Consider the following 16322-nt stretch of genomic DNA (forward strand, 5'->3'; position numbering starts at 1 on the left):
GCGTCGAGCAGTCGCACGACGCTCGGCCTCATGCTGCTCGTCACTGCGCTGCTGCTGCCGATCGTGCTTGCCTATACCACCTGGGTCTACCGCGTGCTGCGCGGGCGTGTCTCGCTCGAGCACGTCAGGCAGACGCACGGCATGTACTGAAGGAGTTTGCGATGTGGTATTTCAGCTGGATCCTCGGCCTCGGCCTCGCGCTCGCGTTCGCGATCCTCAATGCGATGTGGTTCGAACTCGCCGCGGACGCGGCCGCCGCGCGCAGCGCCGACGACGAAACGCCGCCGCATTGATGCGCCGATGATGGCCGTACGCGGCCTCGTGCGGTTCGCCCGGGAAAACGGCCGCCGGGCCACCGACACGGCGCACGCGGCCGCCGCAGGTACGCCGCCCTGCCGGCCACCCGACACCGGCTAGAATCCGAGCCCTGCGAATTCAAGGACGACGCGAGCGCGCGATGAGCACCGATACCGCCAACGTGCCGGCCGCCCGCCGCGGCTGGACCGCGTACCTGCGCTGGCTCGTTCCCCTCGCCTTCCTCGCGCTCGTCGGCTGGCTCGTCTGGCGCGGCGTCGATGAATTCGACCTTCCCGAGATCCAGCGCACCCTGCTCGGCGTACCGACCCTGCCCGCGCTCGGCGTCGGCCTGCTCGCGCTCGTCGCGGTCGCGGTCACGGGCCTCGTCGACGTCGTCATCGCGCGTTGGCTCGGCCTGCCGATCGCGGCCGGCGAGATGCTGCGGCTCGCGTTCGTCGCCAATGCGCTTGCCAACATCCTCAACCTCTCCGGCGCGGTCGGTTCCGGCGTGCGCCTGCTCGGTTTCGCCGCGCGCAAGGTCGAACTCGCGCGCGGCGCGGCACTGATCGGCCTGCAGGTACTGTCCTTGCCGCTCGGTCTTTCCGTGCTGATCGTGGTCACGCTCGCGCTCGGGTCGCGCCCGATCACCTCGACCGCGACCACGCACTGGGTCGCCCTCGCGGTGCTCGGCGCGGCGGCGTGCTACCTGCCCGCATTCTTCGTGCTGACGACGCGCCGGCGCCTGATGCGCTGGTTGCCCGCGGGACGCGAGCTGCCGCCGCTGCGACTCAAGCTCACGCTCGTCGCGCTGTCGTTCCTCGACTGGGTGCTCAGCGCCGCCGTGCTGTACGGCTGCCTCTATATCTCGGGTGTCCACGTGAAACCGGGCCCGCTGCTCGGCAGTTTCGCGGCGGCGCAGACGCTCGGGCTGGTCAGCATGATCCCGGGTGGTTTCGGCGTGTTCGACGGGCTCATGCTGCTCGCGCTGTCGAACGGCGGCTACGACAACGCGCAGGTGCTGTCAGGGCTGTTCCTGTTCCGCATCGCCTATTACCTGCTGCCGTTGCTGGCCGGCCTGCACGTCGGATCCGGCATGCTGGTCGGCCGCTTGCCCGGCGTCGCGCGCGCGGCCGCGCGCCTGCAGACGCATCCGTTGTTCGGCCTGCTCGGCTTGCCGGCGAACCTGCTCGCCGGCTTCGGCATCCGCGTCCTGGCAGTGCTGACGTTCGGCGCCGGGCTGCTGCTGCTCGCCTCGGCGGCGATCCCGGCCGTGCACGAGCACACGGTGCTCGTGCGCGAGCATCTGCCGCTCGCCGCGGTCGAGAGCTCCCACTGGCTGTCCGTACTCACCGGCGTGCTGCTGCTCGGCCTCGGCCGCGGCATCGACGGGCGCCTGCGCGTCGCCTACAACCTCGCCCAGCCGCTGCTGATCTTCGCCGCGCTCCTGGCCGTGACCAAGGGCCTGCATTTCGGCGAAGCGCTGTTCCTGCTCGCGATCGCCGCGCTGCTGCGCCTGCGCAAGCGAGAGTTCAGCCAGCGCGCGATGAGCCTGACCTCGTTGACGACCTTCACCTGGCTCGCCGGGCTCAGCGTCGTGGTGTGCGCGTTCTTCGCGGTCGGCGTCGGCACGATGCTCGGCGACGACAGCTTCGACGTCTGGTACTTCGGCTTCGGCGAGCATTCCTCGCGCATCGTGCGCGGCCTGTTCGCCGCCGCGCTCGGCGTCTGCGGCTATCTGGTCTGGCAATCGTTCGCGGTGCGCCGGCCGCCGCTCGGGTTGCCCGAGCGCGCCGAGCTCGAGCGCGCGCGCGAGGTCTATCGCGAGTCGGGCGGCGGCGAGTTCGCGCATCTTTCCTTCATGCGCGACAAGCACCTGTTCTGGTCCGGCGACCATCGCACCGTGGTCGCCTACGGCGCGGTGCGCGACCGCCTCGTCGCGCTCGGCTCACCGTGCGGCCCGGAAGGCGCGATCAAGCGCGCGATCCTCGATTTCCGCCAGTTCGCCGACGCGCAGGATCGCGTACCGGTGTTCTACGAAATCCTCGAACCCGACCTCTCGCTCTACCACGACCTCGGCTTCGACCTGTTCAAGCTCGGCGAACTGGCGACGATCCGCCTCGACGAATTCACCCTCGCGGGCAAGCGCTGGGAGGACCTGCGCCAGGCGGTCAACCGCTCGGCGAAGGAGCAGCTCACGTTCGAGATCGTCGAACCGCCGTTCGACACGGTGCTCATGACCGAGGTCGAACGCGTCTCCGACGCATGGCTCGCCGACAAGGGCGCGCACGAGAAGAGCTTCTCGCTGGGGCGCTTCGACCCCGAATACTTCGCATGGAGCCCGCTCGCGCTCGTGCGCCGATCCGGCGAACTCATCGCGTTCGCCAACGTGCTGCCGCCCTACGGGCCGAACGGCACCGCCAGCGTCGACCTCATGCGCCACGTCGACGAGGCCCCGCGCGGCACGATGGATTTCCTCTTCGCACGCGTGATGCAGTGGGCGAAGGAACAGGGCCACGCGACCTTCAGCCTCGGCATGGCGCCGCTGTCGAACGTCGGCGACAACCCGTACGCGCGCATCAACGAACGCCTCGCCGCGCTCGCGTTCCAGTACGGCGGGCGCTTCTACAACTACCAGGGCCTGCGCCGCTACAAGGAAAAGTTCCAGCCCGAGTGGACGGGCTCGTACCTCGCCTATCCGCGCGGCCTCTGGGTGCCCGGCCTGCTCATCGACATCGCCGCGCTCGTCGCGGGCGGCTACCGGCGTTTCCTCAGCGGCCGTTGAGGCAGGCCGCGGCGGTCAACGCGCCTGCGTCGTCGCGAACGCGCCGGTCACGAGCCCGACGAGGTCGTACTTCGCCTTGCGATCGAGCAGCCGCGACCGATCGGCATAGGTCTGCCCGCGCTCGAAGCTGCTGCGCCCGGCGAGCAGGCGCACGCTGCGCAGGCAGAGTTCGCGCCGCGCCACGCCGGTGTCGGAAATCGAGAACATCAGCGCGCCCGTGCGGCCGAGCCGTACCGAGTAGCAGTCGAGCGAGTGCCGCGTCCCCTTGCCCGAGTAGGCGATCTGCTCGACCCATGTCGCGACGTGCGAGGCGGGATCGAGGCGCGGCATCTCGGCGTAGTCGACGAGGCTGAACTCCGGCTCGCCGGCTTCCTGCTGGTCGGACAGCGCCCGCGTCGCGCGCTGGCCGGCAGCGAGCAGGGTTTCGCGCGACTGCGCCGCGAACGTTTCGTCGCTGATGAAACCGTCGGCGAGGTAGTCGACGTCGACGTGCCATGCGTCCTTAGCCGAAAGATCGACGCGCTCGTGCACGATCCAGCCGATCGACTGCGGACCCGGTTCGTCGTCGCTACCGGCGAACGCCAGCTGCAGGTCGGCGCGATCGATGTAGCGGAAATGCGCCGGCACCTCGATCGACGCCTTGGCCACGGGAATGTCCACGAGCCCGCTGCGCATCGGCAGGTTCGCCAGCGCGACCGAGCGCCGCACGTGCGCGCCGATGCCGTCGTCGGCGGCGGCGGTCGCCTGCTCTTCCTCGCCGTCCGCGATCATCTCCACCTCGGGCGGCACATGGGACGCGCCCCACGCGAGGATGCCCACCCAGGCCGCGATGACGATGACGGACGCGAGCAGGGGCGTGCGCACGCCGGCTTCCTTCTCGCCCCAGTACTTCACGAGCACGTACAAGCCGGCCGGCCAGAACAGCAGCATCACCATCGCGAGCATCTGCTCCGTGCGCCAGACCCGCACGGCTGCGAGCAGGTAGAGCAGTCCGCCGACGACCGGCAACGCCACGAGCAGGTAGAGCGCGGTGAACATGCAGCGTCCTCAGCGGGGTTGGATGCGCAGGATCTGCTCTTTCTTGAGCACGTACGTCGCCAGTCCACCCTTGCGGCGTATTTCCATCGTGACCTGGCGCGCATCGGCCGACGTGACGATGCCGTTGTGCTCGCGCTCGTTCGTGGTCGTGATCAGCACGCGCTCGCCGACGTGATAGCGCAGTTCGCCGAAGGGAATGCTGTCGTCCTGCGCGGGCGCGGCGAGCCACTCGTCGTTCGCGCCGGGCGCCGGCGCGACGACGGCGGCGACAACCGGCGGTTCGTTGACCGAGTCGTCGTAAGCGGGCGCCGGAGCCGCCGCGGGCGCGTGCGCCGATGCGGCGGCGGGCTGCGCCGCCATCAATTCCTCGATGCGCGCTTCGTCCTGCTCCAGCGTCTGTGCCGAGACGCTGCCGACACCGCACGCGAGCGCGACGGCGAAGAGCACACGTTGTCCGTCCCACCCGCCCATGGCTCCCCCTCGAGCTGCGCGCGTCGATCCGTGGCGTCGACCGCAGGCGCGAGAAAGCATAGACGATGCCGGCCGATCCGCTCCAGCGGCGTGCTCAGCGCGTCGTCGCGCCCGGCAGGTTCGCGACGATCGCGGCGCCGAGCGCGGCATAGTCGCCGTCGTAGTGATGGCCGCCCGGCAGGCCGACCGCGCGCACGCCGGGGGGCAGAGGCTTGCGGCAGGGGCTGTCGTCCTCGTCGTCGCCGTGCACGCAGACGAACGGTACGCGCGCCTGCGCCAGTTCCGGCGCGATCGGCAACGCATCGTCGTGGTGGGTCGAACCGAACCAGTCGCCGACGTGGATTTCGAACACCGCCTCGTCGTCCGGCGAGATCATCACGCCGCCCTGCACGCGCGCGCGCGCCGCGTCGGGCAGCCGGTTGACGATGACCGGCACGAGGCTCGCCCCGAACGAATAGCCGACGACGATGAAGCGCGCGTCGGGATCGCCCGCACCGTAGTGCGCGATCACGCGTGCGATCGCGGACGCGGCGGCATCCGGTGTCTGCTTGTGCCAGAAGAACTTGAGCGTGGAGAAGCCGATCACGCGCACGCCGTCCGCTGTCAGCGCATCGGCGACACCGCGATCGAGGCCGGCCCAACCGCCGTCGCCGGTGACGATGATCGCGATGCGGTGCGCGTTGGCCGGGTCTTTCGCCGCCGCCGTCGGCGCGATGTCGGTGAGAGGCAGGTCGGCGACGTCGTCGGGCAGGGCGACGCGTTGCGCATCCTCGCGCCGGCGCCAGTGCCGCCAGGCCGCACCGATCTCACGCGAGGGATCGCTCGCCGCGAAGGCCGCGGGCGCGATCGCGCGCAGCCAACGCCATGCGGATGCGAGCGGCAGCGCACCGGTGTCCAGGCGTGCACCGGGCGCGAATGGATGCGCCGTCCACGGCAGCGACAGCTTCGCGACCGGCTGCACCTGCCAGCCGACGGCACTATCGCGCGTCGGTGCACCCGCGTCGCCGGCGCAGAACGCCTTCGGGAACCGCAGCGCATCGTCCCAGCCGAGCGTGAGCAGCCCTTCGAACGTGCCGGCCGGCGCCTGCGCGGTGAGCGCGTAGGCGAACGTCGCGCCGGCACCGTCGCCGACGACGAGCGGCACCGCGTAGTTGGCGACGCCCTCATGGCGCTCGACCCAGTGCGCGACTTCCTCGACGTGGCCGGCGGGATACGAGCACGTGTCCTTGATCGCTTCCATGCGCGCGAGATACGCCGGGAGGTCGATGCCCACGACGAACGCGCCCTGCCCGGCCAGTGCATCGCCGAGTCCCTGCTGGCGCGCCGTCCAGCCGTCGCGGTCGGAAAACAGCAGGACGGTGTGGGCGATGGCGCTTGCGGGGCGGCTGAGGTGCAAGGGGCCGAACAGGCCGTAGTTGAGTGTGGAGGGCCGGGGGTTTGCGGCCGAGGCCTGAGGGCTGAGGGTGGGTGGCTGCGAAGCGCGGGCGTCCGCGGTCGCACCGGCCATCAGGGCGATCGCCGCCCTTCCCATCAGCGCGGGCGCGCCGGGATGCGGGCTGGTCAGCCCTCCGCCCTCGGCCCTCAGCCCTGACGCCGCAGCCGCCAACGCGAACACGATCTGCGCAAGACTCATCGCCCACCCGCCATCAGCACCTCGATCTCGTCCGCGTGCTTGGGCACGCCGCCCGAGATCACTTCCGGATCGCCCTGGGTGACCACGACATCGTCTTCGATGCGGATGCCGATGCCGCGGAACTTCGCCGGCACGCCCTTCGCGTCGGGTGCGATGTAAAGGCCGGGCTCGACCGTGACGACCATGCCGGGCTCCAGCTCGCGGAATTCGCCGTCGATCCGGTAATCGCCGACGTCGTGCACGTCGAGGCCGAGCCAGTGCCCGGTCTTGTGCATGTAGAACTTGCGGTACGCGTGTTCGCGCAGGTTCTTCTCGACGCTGCCGGCGAGCAGGCCGAGCCGGCACAGGCCGCGCGTGAGCGTGCGCACGGCCGCCTCGTGGTAGGCCTCGAACGAGCGTCCCGCGCGCACCTCGTCGATCGCGTCGAGCTGCGCCGCGAGCACGAGGTCGTACAGCGCGCGTTGCTCGGGCGAGAAGCGGCCGTTGACCGGCCAGGTGCGCGTGATGTCCGAGGCGTAGCACTGGAACTCGGCGCCGGCGTCGACGAGCAGCAGGTCCCCGTCGCGAAGCTCCGCATTGTTCGCGCGATAGTGCAGCACGCAGCCGTTGGCGCCGCCGCCGACGATCGGTTCGTAACTCGGCACCGCGCCGTGCCGGCGGAACGCGTGCAGCAGTTCCGCTTCGACTTCATGTTCGTTGAGCCCGGGCCGCGTCGCGCGCATCGCCTGCACGTGCGCCTGCGCGGCGATCTGCGCAGAACGGCGCATCACGCGCAGTTCCGCGCGCGACTTGTACAGGCGCAGGTCGTGCAGCAGGTGCGAGAGTGCGACGAACTCGTGCGGCGGCTTCGCGCCTAGACGCACCTGCGCGCGCACGCGGTTGACCCAGCCGATGATCCTCAAGTCGAACTCGCTGTCGCGGCCGAAATGGTAGTAGACGCGCGTGCGCCCCTCGATGAGGCCGGGCAGGATGTCGTCGATGTCGTCGATCGGGAACGCATCGTCGAGACCCCAGGTCGCGACCGCGCCCTCGGTGCCCGCGCGCGGGCCGTCCCAACGTTCGCGCTCGGGGTCGCGCTCGCGGCAGAACAGGATCGTTTCGCTCGGGTCGCGGCCCGGCACGAGCGCGAGCACCGCGTCGGGTTCGGGGAAACCGGTCAGGTAGTGGAAGTCGCTGTCCTGGCGGTACGGGTAGTGCGCGTCGTTGTTGCGCACCCGCTCGGGCGCGGCCGCGACGATCACGATCGCATCGGGACCTGCCATGCGCATCAGCTGCCTGCGCCGGCGCGCATATTCCCTGGGTTCGATCATCGTCGGTCGTGCGCGCGGGCTGAAAACGAGGTCGTGCGTAGTATCGGCGATTCCTTCGCCGGAGCCCAAGCGCGCCTCAGTGCAACGAGCGCGCCGCGCGGCCCGCGCTCGTCTCGCGATGCAGCAGTGCGGACGCGGTGCGCACGAAGTCGAGCACGTCGGCGAACGCCTGCTCGTCCTCGCGGCCGCCTTCGATCTCCAGGCGCGAAGCGGCGATGGTGCCGAAATCCGAGAGGATCTCGGCCGCATCGTCGGACAGCTCGACCCGCAGGGTCGTGCCGACGAGGCCGAAACCACCGAGGAATCCGCGGCACCATTCGACCAGCGCATCGGCGCGCCGGGCGAGCGGCGCATCGGCGGCGGGCAGCAGCGGCAGGACCCTCGCGGGCTGTCGCTCGAATTGCGCGCGGCTGGCCGCGAGCAAGGCCTTGAGCACCGCGTCACGCTGCGCGCCGGCGTTCTCGGGAGCGAGTTCCAGCCGGTCGAGCCAGTCGTCCTCGCCGGCCACGCCGCCCGCGCACAGGTAGCCCGTCAGCGAACCGTGCAGGTCGCTCGGGTTGACGCCGAGTCGCAGTGCGGCGAGCACGCCGGCGAGTTCCTGGTGGCTGGGCAGCGCGGCCATCCGATGTTCTTTCGCGGAAGAATACAGTCTAACAAACGCGGCGCGCGCCGCCCCGCGGGCGCCGCCCCGGCCGCGGCACGGCACCGATGAATGGAACCGGCGGCAGGGTTTGCCTACACTGCCGTTCAGCCCAATCCCGTCAGCGCCAGTGCCCCGCCCGAGACCCGCGCCGTCATCGGTCCGCCTGCGTCCGCTTCATCGCGGATGCAGCCTGCTGCTTGCACTGGCCGGCACATTCGCCGCGCCGCCACCGGCAGCGGCCGACGCGCTGCGTCGCGACTTCTACTTCCAGACCATCAGTACCGAGCAGGGACTGGCGCAGAACACGGTCAGTTCCTTCGTGCAGGATCGCGACGGATTCCTCTGGGTCGGCACCGACAGCGGCCTGCAGCAATACGACGGCTACGCCTTCACGACGTTCGCCCACTCGGGCGACGACCCGGCGAGCCTGCCCGAGGGCCCGATCTCCTCGCTCGCCGAGGACGGCGAGGGCACGCTGTGGATCGGGACGCTCGGCTCAGGGCTCGTGCGGCACGCACCGCACACGAGCGTCTTCGAGCGCGTCGGCCTGGGCGACGTCACCAATGTGCACACCCTGCTCGCCGACGCACGCCGCGGCCTGTGGATCGGTTGCGACCAGGGCGTCGTGCTGCTCGACAACCGCACGGGGCGGGTCGAGCGGCGCTGGCCGCTCGAATCGCCGGACACCCGCGGCATCCTGGTGCGCCAGTTCCACGCCGACGCCGACGGCACGCTCTGGGTGGCGACATCGATCGGCCTGCTGCGCCTCGCCGGTGGCGACGATGCGCCGCGCCGCGTCGCGGCACCGACGATCGACGATGCACGGGCGCTGCTCGCGCGCTTCGACGGACGCCTGCAGGTCGCCACCGACGACGGTCTCTATCTCATCGACGCACAGGGCGCGGCGCAGCGCATCTGGCCGGCGAGCGGCGAACAGCTGATCAGCGCGATGGTCGAGGATGCGCGCCACCGCCTCTGGCTCGGCGTGCAGAACGCGGGGCTCGCGCTGTTCGACCCGGTACGGGGCGACACGCAGTGGCTGCGGCCCGACCCCTCCACGCCCGGCAGCCTGCCGGACGCGATCGTCACGAGCATGCGCTTCGATCGTTCCGGCCTGCTCTGGCTCGGCACGCACGAGCGCGGCATCAGCAAGGTGGACCCCGAGGGTACACCGTTCCGCTACGTCGCCGACCGCGACCCGCAGCGATCGCAAACCGCGACCAACTACGTACGCGCGGTATTCGAGGACGACGCCGGCAACCTGTGGATCGGCGCCAAGGATGGCCTCAAGCGCTACCAGCGCAGCAGCAACCGCTTCGAGTACTATGACGACCTCGCCCTGCACGGCATCAAGGATGACCTGCGCGCGGGCGACCTCGTCGTCTACGCGTTCGCGCAAGCCGACCGCGGACGCCTGTGGATCGCCACCGATCATGGCGCCGGGCTGTTCGACCCATTGCGCCGCTCGATCACGTTCCTGCCGCAGGACCCGGGCGGCGCGCATGGCCTCGCCGACGCCAACGTTCGCAGCCTGCTCGAGGCGGGCGATGGCAGCCTCTGGTTCGGCACCACGCGTGCCGGTATCGCCCGCTACCAGCCGCTCGAGGACCGCTGGACGAGTTTCCAGCGCGAAGGCAGCGGCGACGTCGTCGGCGGCCTCAGCGACGATCGCGTGCTCGCTCTGTACGAGGACCGCGAAGGCCGCATCTGGTCCGGCAACATCAACGGCCTCAACCTCGTCGACGCGAAAGCACGCTCCGTTCGCGTATTCCGCAGCGACGCGCGCGACCCGCACTCGCTCTCGGCCAACCTGGTCCGCTCGATCCACCAGAGTGCCGACGGCCATCTCTGGGTCGGCACCCAGGCGGGCCTCAACCGGCTCGATGCGCTCGAGGGCGAGCGCGCGCGCTTTTCGCGCTGGCAAGCACGCGACGGCCTGCCCGGAGCGACCGTGTATGCGATCCGGGACGATCGCCTCGCGCGGTTGTGGCTGAGCACGAATCACGGCATCGCCTCGTTCGATCCGCAGACCGGCACGTTCCGCGCCTTCACGCTCGCCGACGGCCTGCAGGGCATGGAATTCAACGGCGGTGCCGCGGCGACGCTCGCCGACGGGCGCATCGCGTTCGGCGGCGTCAACGGCCTCAACCTGTTCGCGCCGCAGACGATCGTCGGCAGCCGCTATGCGGCACCGGTCGTGTTCACCGCCGTGCGCGTCGGCTCGCAGGGCACGCCGGCGCAGGGCGACGGCGGCGTGCTGACGATGGCGGCGGCCGAGCGCGTCGTACGCTTCGAGTTCGCCGCGCTCGATTTCGCCGCGCCCGAGCGCAACCGCTTCGCCTACCAGCTCGAGGGTTTCGATGAACACTGGGTCGACGCCGGCACGCGCCACGACGCGACCTACACCAATCTCGACGCCGGCCGCTACACGTTCAAGGTGCGCGCGAGCAATCGCGACGGCTACTGGAGCGACCGCGTCGCGCGCGCCGAACTGCGCGTGACGCCGGCTTGGTGGGACAGCCTCGCCGCGCGCACGTTCTACCTGATCGTCGCCGCGATCGTCGCGTTCGTCCTGTGGCGCGCGCAGCGCGTGCGGCGGCGCGAGGAGCGCTCGCACCATCGCGACCTGCGCGAACGCGAGGACCGCCTGCGCCTCGCGCTGTGGGGCTCGGGCGACGACTTCTGGGACTGGAACATGGCGAGCGGCACGATCGTCGTGACCGGTTCCGGCGACCTGTTCGAAGGCGTATCGCGCAAGCCGCTCGCGCTCACGCGCGAATGGTTCCGCGAGCACACGCATCCGGACGACCTGCCCGCGCTCGAACGGCGCCTCGACCAGCACGTCAACCGCGTCACCGACACGTTCGAATCCGAACACCGCGTGCGCACCCGCGACGGCGAATGGGCCTGGTCGCTCACGCGCGGCAAGATCGTCGAGCGCGACAGCGACGGCCAGCCCCTGCGCATGTGCGGAACCGCGCGCGACGTCACCGCCGAGCGCGCGGCCGAGCACGAGCGCCGCGTCGCGCACGAGGTGATCCGCAGCATGGGCGAAGCGGTCGCGGTGACCGACCTCGACTTCCGCTTCATGACGATCAACCCGGCCTTCACGCGCATCACCGGCTGGCGCGTCGAGGAAATCGCCGGCCGCTCCGCCGCGATCCTCAACTGCGCGCGCCATCCGGTCGAGCAGTACCTGGAGCTGCGCGAGGTGCTCAATCGCGACGGCCATTGGCGCGGCGAGCTGTGGCAGCGACGCAAGACCGGCGAGGAGTTCCTCAGCTGGGTCGAGATCTCGGAAATCTGCGATGCCAACGGCAAGCGCACGCATTTCGTCAGCGTCACCTCCGACATCACCGACCGCAAGCGCGCCGAGCAGGAGCTGCGCTATCTCGCCAACTACGATGCGCTGACGGGCCTGCCGAACCGCACCCTGCTCAGCGAGCGCATCGCCCACGCGATCGCGCGCGCGCGGCGCAACGGGCGACGGGTCGCGGTGCTGTTCCTCGACCTCGACCGCTTCAAGCACGTCAACGATTCGATGGGCCATGCGGCCGGCGACAGCATGCTGAAGGCGGCCGGTGCGCGCCTGCGCCACGTCGTGCGCGAGGGCGATTCGGTCGCGCGCGTCGGCGGCGACGAGTTCACCGTTGTGATCGAGGACATCGGCAGCAGCAGCGAGGCCGAACACGTCGCCGCGAAGATCATTGCCGCCTTCGAGCAGCCGCTCGAACTCGACAACGGCCAGGAAGTGGTGATCTCGCCCTCGATCGGCATCAGCTTGCACCCCGACCACGGCCAGGCGGCGAGCGACCTGCTCAAGTTCGCCGACACCGCGATGTACCAGGCCAAGGAACACGGCCGCAAGACGTGGATGGTCTACACCGAGGCGATGGACGCCGCCGCGCGTCTGCGCGCGACCACGGTGGCGGCGCTGCGCAAGGCGCTCGAGCGCAATGAGCTCACGCTGCACTACCAGCCGAAACTGTCCCTGCTCGACGATCGCATCACCGGCGTCGAGGCGCTGCTCCGCTGGCGCAGCGGCGACCTCGGCGACGTCTCGCCGGGCGTGTTCATCCCGATCGCCGAGGAAACCGGGATGATCATCGAGATCGGCGACTGGGTGGTCGAACACGCCTGCGCGCAGCTCGCGCAGTGGCGCGACGCCGGGCTGCACGACATCACGATGTCGATCAACGTCTCCGTCGCGCAGCTGCTGCGCGGCGACCTGATCCGGCGCCTGTGCGACGTGCTCGCCGAGCACGACATCGCGCCGAACCAGCTCGAACTCGAGCTGACCGAAAGCATGGTCATGGCGAATGCGGAACAGTCGATCACGACCCTGCGCCGGCTCAAGGCGATCGGCGTCAATCTCGCGATCGACGACTTCGGCACCGGTTACTCCTCGCTGAGCTACCTCAAGCGCCTGCCGATCGATGCGCTCAAGATCGACAAGGAGTTCGTCGGCGACATCACGACCGACCCGGACGACGAGGCGATCACCGCCACGGTGATCGCGATGGCCCACTCGCTCGGCCTCAACGTCGTCGCCGAGGGCGTCGAACGGGTCGAGCAGGTCGACTACCTGCGCGAGCAGGACTGCGACGAGGTGCAGGGCCACTGGCTGTCCTACCCGCTGCCGGCCGACCAGTGCCTGGCCTTCCTGCGCGAGCGCGCCCAGCGGCGCCGGACCGCGCTCGGCGAGCGCGGCTGAAGGGCGGCGTCGCGGGGGCGGCGCGGCCGCCGCGAACCGCGCCCGGCCTCGCTGTTCCCTGCCCCGGATTCCCGCTATATTCAGTCGCATGTCCGCGCACGAGCAAAGCCTGCTGGCGATCAGCGAACGGGTCGACCGTCTGCTCGACCTGTGCCGCTCGCTGCAGGAAGAGAACCGCAGCCTGCGCAACAGCCAGGAGCAGCTCGCCAACGAGCGGGCGCAACTGATCGCACGCAACGAGCAGGCGCGCTCGCGCGTCGAGGCGATGATCATGCGGCTCAAGTCGCTGGAGCAGAACCAGGCATGAATGGTCCCGGCGAACCGGTCACCGTCCACATCCTCGACCGCGAGTTCCACGTCGCCTGCACGCCGGACGAGCGTCCGGGCCTGCTCGCCGCGGCGCGCTATCTGGACGAGAAGATGCGCGAAATGCGCAACAGCGCGCGTACTGCGGGGCTCGATCGCGTCGCGATCCTCGCCGCGCTGAACATCTGCCACGAACTGCTCGCCGAACGCGCGCGCGGTTCGAGCGAATCGAGCCGCTTGGCAGAGAAGCTGCAAGCGATCAACCTGAAGCTTGAACGCGTATTGCCGGCCTCACTACAATAGGCACCAGGTGTCCTCTGCAGTGCCCGGCAGCGCACTCTTACATATTGCCTTGTTCCTATAGACGACCCCGGGACGGCGAGACGAAAACCGGTGTGCAGGTCCGCCCCGAGCGGAAAGCCTTATGGTTCCGTCAGCCCTCCCACCTGATCCCAGGGATCAAGGTCGTTCGATGCGCACCGGCACATGGTGGAGGACATCTTCTTTTGCTTTCGTCCATGAAAGCGGCTTGATCGGGCGGTCGTGCGGTGCGCGGGCCGCGTTACAGGCTCGTCCAGAGCGGCCGTCCATGGCCGCACTTTTCAGGTAGAGCCCTTTGTTGGAGTGTTGTGGCTGGTCCGGCGGGAGCCGGCTCGGGCTCCGCGGCGGGCGCGAGAGTCGCGTAACTCCCGGGCGTCATGCCCGCGAAAGCGGGCATCCATTGGCTTTGATCCCGCCGACGACATGACCGGACCCCTCGACCGCGCGGCACTCAGGAAGGCGCTGCGCGAACGACGAGCGGCGGTGCCCGCGGCGGAGCGGATCGCGGCGGCGCAGGCGGTCGTGGCGCAACTCGAGAAGGTGCCGGAGTTCATGACCGACCGGCGCATCGGCGGCTATTGGGCCGTGGAGGGCGAGCTGCCGCTCGCCGCGCTGATGGGCGGACTGCGCGCGCGCGATCAGCTGTACTACCTGCCCGTGCTCGGCGAAGATCGCGGCCTGCGCTTTGCGCCGTGGCGGCCGGGCGGCGCGATCGCGGCCAACCGCTTCGGCATTCCCGAACCGGTCGTCGCCGCCGGGGAACTGCTCGCGCCGGCGGATCTCGACGTCGTGCTCGTGCCTCTGCTCGGCTTCGATCGCCGTGGCCATCGGCTCGGCTTCGGCGGCGGATGGTACGACCGCAGCTTCGCCTTCCTCGCCAGCCGCTCCGACGTCGGCAAGCCGGTGCTCGTCGGCGTGGGTTATGCGCTGCAGGAGATCGACGCGATCGATGCGCAGCCGTGGGATGTGCGGCTCGACTACGTCGCGACCGAGCGCGAACTGTTCGATTTCACCGCGCCGGTCGAGAGCCTCTGACGCCACGCACGGGCGGACGCTCGCGCGAAAACCCGCTACGCTCGCCGCTTTCCACGCCGACGGCCTCCCAAGATGCGCTACTGGCTCATGAAGACCGAACCCGACGTGTTCTCGATCGACGACCTCGCGCGCGTCGGGACCGAGCCGTGGACGGGCGTGCGCAACTATCAGGCGCGCAATTTCATGCGCGACGGCATGGGCAAGGGCGATGGCGTGCTGTTCTACCACTCGAGCTGCGAGGTGCCCGGCGTCGCCGGCATCGCCGAGGTCGCGAGCGCCGCCTATCCGGACCCGACCCAGTTCGATCGCAAGAGCGAGTACTACGACGAAAAGAGCACGCGCGAGGAGCCGCGCTGGATGCTCGTCGACGTCGCATTCAAGCGCAAGCTCAAGCGCACGATCACCCTCGCCGAACTCAAGGAACAACCGCGCCTGGACGGCTTCTCGCTGCTGCAACGAGGCAACCGCTTGTCGGTGCTGCCGGTGACGAAGGCGCAGTGGGATGCGATCCTGTCGCTCGAGTGACGCGGTGCTCCCTCGTTCGCGTCGCCCGAGGTGAGCGGCGCGCGCGAACCGCGTACCATCCGCGACCTCGACCCCAGCCTGCGGAGCACGCGATGAGCCAGGACGAACAGAAGCGCCTCGCGGGGCGCGCCGCGATGCGCTACGTCGAAGACGGCATGATCGTCGGCGTCGGCACCGGCTCGACCGTCGCCCACTTCATCGATGCGCTGGCCGAACGGCGCGCGAACATCGAGGGTGCGGTGTCGAGTTCCGAACAGTCCTCGCGCCTGCTCAAGGAGCGCGGCATCCCGCTGCTCGAGCTCAACGCGGTCGGCGACATTCCGCTCTACGTCGATGGGGCCGACGAGTGCGACGGCCACAAGTGCCTGATCAAGGGCGGCGGCGCCGCACTCACGCGCGAGAAGATCGTCGCCGCGGCCGCGCGCCGCTTCGTCTGCATCATCGATCCGGCCAAGCGCGTCGACGTACTCGGCCGCTTTCCGCTGCCGGTGGAAGTGATCCCGATGGCGCGCAGCTATGTCGCGCGCGAAATCGTCAGGCGCGGCGGCCAGCCGGTGTGGCGCGACGGCGTCGTCACCGACAACGGCAACTGGATCCTCGACGTGCACGGCCTGCGCATCACCGCGCCGGTCGAGCTCGAGCGCGAACTCAACCAGATCGCGGGCGTCGTCACGGTCGGGCTGTTCGCGCAGCGCCCGGCCGACATCGTGCTGATCGGCGCCGAGGAGATGCCCTGATTGACCATCCCGCGGCGGCCGTGCTCCCATGCATGACTCGGCCTGGGATCGGGTCGACCTCGACGGAGACCGCTGCATGACCGCCGCCTTCGTGCACCGCCTGCCCCGCCGCCTTCTTGCAGCGGCGCTCGCCGTCGGCCTGCACGGCGTTGCGACGACCGCCGAGGCGACGCAGGCGCTGCAGGGACCGCAGCTGCGCACCGATCCGGCGCGCCGCATCTTCAGCAGCTTCACTTCGAACCGGCCCGCCCCGCAACGGCCTTCCGCGCCGGGCGCGGTGCTGCCGGTGACGAACTGCGCCGAAGACGGGCCGGGCAGCCTGCGGGCGGCCATCGCCGTGGCCGAAGACGGCGACACCGTAGACCTCAGCCAGCTCGCGTGCTCGCGCATATCGCTGCGCACCGGCGGGATCGAGATCGACGTCGACAGCCTCACCCTCAGGGGGCCCGGTCGCGACCGGCTGGTGATCGACGGTACCCGCTACGACCGCGTGCTCGTGCATCCGGGCAA

14 protein-coding genes and 1 other RNA gene are annotated in these 16322 nt (G+C 70.0%); 10 read left to right on the forward strand and 5 right to left on the reverse strand.

What is annotated here, in order from left to right; translation table 11 throughout:
• The first annotated feature begins 161 nt into the window (after nucleotides 1-161).
• Nucleotides 162-293 (forward strand): cytochrome bd-I oxidase subunit CydX, encoded by a 132-nt coding sequence (cydX, locus tag ACTHK2_RS07990; protein ID WP_440245176.1) that lies wholly within the window; start codon nucleotides 162-164, stop codon nucleotides 291-293.
• Nucleotides 294-457: 164 nt separating this feature from the next.
• Nucleotides 458-3079: a bifunctional lysylphosphatidylglycerol flippase/synthetase MprF gene (gene mprF, locus ACTHK2_RS07995; protein WP_440245177.1), complete on the forward strand. Its 2622-nt coding sequence runs from the start codon at nucleotides 458-460 to the stop codon at nucleotides 3077-3079.
• A 15-nt stretch (nucleotides 3080-3094) separates the two neighbouring features.
• Here the strand turns inward: mprF and ACTHK2_RS08000 are convergent, their stop codons facing one another.
• From ACTHK2_RS08000 to ACTHK2_RS08020, 5 genes are all read right to left on the reverse strand, one after another.
• On the reverse strand, nucleotides 3095-4117 hold the full coding sequence (locus ACTHK2_RS08000; protein WP_440245178.1) for a DUF2167 domain-containing protein: 1023 nt from the start codon (nucleotides 4115-4117) through the stop codon (nucleotides 3095-3097).
• 9 nt (nucleotides 4118-4126) lie between these two features.
• Complete coding sequence (locus ACTHK2_RS08005) at nucleotides 4127-4564, reverse strand: hypothetical protein (RefSeq protein ID WP_440245179.1); 438 nt, start codon at nucleotides 4562-4564, stop codon at nucleotides 4127-4129.
• 118 nt (nucleotides 4565-4682) lie between these two features.
• Nucleotides 4683-6221, reverse strand: a complete 1539-nt coding sequence (locus tag ACTHK2_RS08010) for an AcvB/VirJ family lysyl-phosphatidylglycerol hydrolase (RefSeq protein WP_440245180.1) — start codon at nucleotides 6219-6221, stop codon at nucleotides 4683-4685.
• Nucleotides 6218-7531, reverse strand: a complete 1314-nt coding sequence (pepP, locus tag ACTHK2_RS08015) for a Xaa-Pro aminopeptidase (protein ID WP_440245181.1) — start codon at nucleotides 7529-7531, stop codon at nucleotides 6218-6220. Before pepP ends, ACTHK2_RS08010 begins: the two co-directional genes overlap by 4 nt.
• 76 nt (nucleotides 7532-7607) lie before the next feature.
• Nucleotides 7608-8153: a UPF0149 family protein gene (locus tag ACTHK2_RS08020; protein ID WP_440245182.1), complete on the reverse strand. Its 546-nt coding sequence runs from the start codon at nucleotides 8151-8153 to the stop codon at nucleotides 7608-7610.
• 148 nt (nucleotides 8154-8301) lie between these two features.
• Between ACTHK2_RS08020 and ACTHK2_RS08025 the strand changes: the two genes are divergently transcribed.
• From ACTHK2_RS08025 to ACTHK2_RS08060, 8 genes are all read left to right on the forward strand, one after another.
• Entirely contained in the window at nucleotides 8302-12888 is a 4587-nt protein-coding gene (locus ACTHK2_RS08025; protein ID WP_440245183.1) for an EAL domain-containing protein, read from the forward strand.
• Nucleotides 12889-12976: 88 nt separating this feature from the next.
• A complete protein-coding gene (locus ACTHK2_RS08030; protein WP_331652621.1) occupies nucleotides 12977-13195 on the forward strand; it encodes a TIGR02449 family protein in 219 nt (72 codons plus the stop codon).
• Entirely contained in the window at nucleotides 13192-13497 is a 306-nt protein-coding gene (locus tag ACTHK2_RS08035) for a cell division protein ZapA (RefSeq protein ID WP_440245184.1), read from the forward strand. Before ACTHK2_RS08030 ends, ACTHK2_RS08035 begins: the two co-directional genes overlap by 4 nt.
• An 8-nt stretch (nucleotides 13498-13505) precedes the next feature.
• Nucleotides 13506-13694, forward strand: a non-coding RNA gene (ssrS, locus tag ACTHK2_RS08040) — 6S RNA.
• A 244-nt stretch (nucleotides 13695-13938) separates the two neighbouring features.
• Nucleotides 13939-14550, forward strand: coding sequence for a 5-formyltetrahydrofolate cyclo-ligase (locus ACTHK2_RS08045; protein ID WP_440245185.1), 612 nt, complete (start codon nucleotides 13939-13941; stop codon nucleotides 14548-14550).
• Nucleotides 14551-14637: 87 nt separating this feature from the next.
• Nucleotides 14638-15075, forward strand: a complete 438-nt coding sequence (locus ACTHK2_RS08050) for an EVE domain-containing protein (RefSeq protein WP_440245186.1) — start codon at nucleotides 14638-14640, stop codon at nucleotides 15073-15075.
• Nucleotides 15076-15167: 92 nt separating this feature from the next.
• Complete coding sequence (gene rpiA, locus ACTHK2_RS08055) at nucleotides 15168-15812, forward strand: ribose-5-phosphate isomerase RpiA (RefSeq protein ID WP_440245187.1); 645 nt, start codon at nucleotides 15168-15170, stop codon at nucleotides 15810-15812.
• Between the two features lie 76 nt (nucleotides 15813-15888).
• Nucleotides 15889-16322: hypothetical protein (locus ACTHK2_RS08060; RefSeq protein WP_440245188.1), on the forward strand; the 434-nt coding region annotated here is incomplete at its 3' end.

The sequence above is a fragment of the Dokdonella sp. genome (assembly GCF_051958935.1).
Lineage (GTDB): Bacteria > Pseudomonadota > Gammaproteobacteria > Xanthomonadales > Rhodanobacteraceae > Dokdonella_A.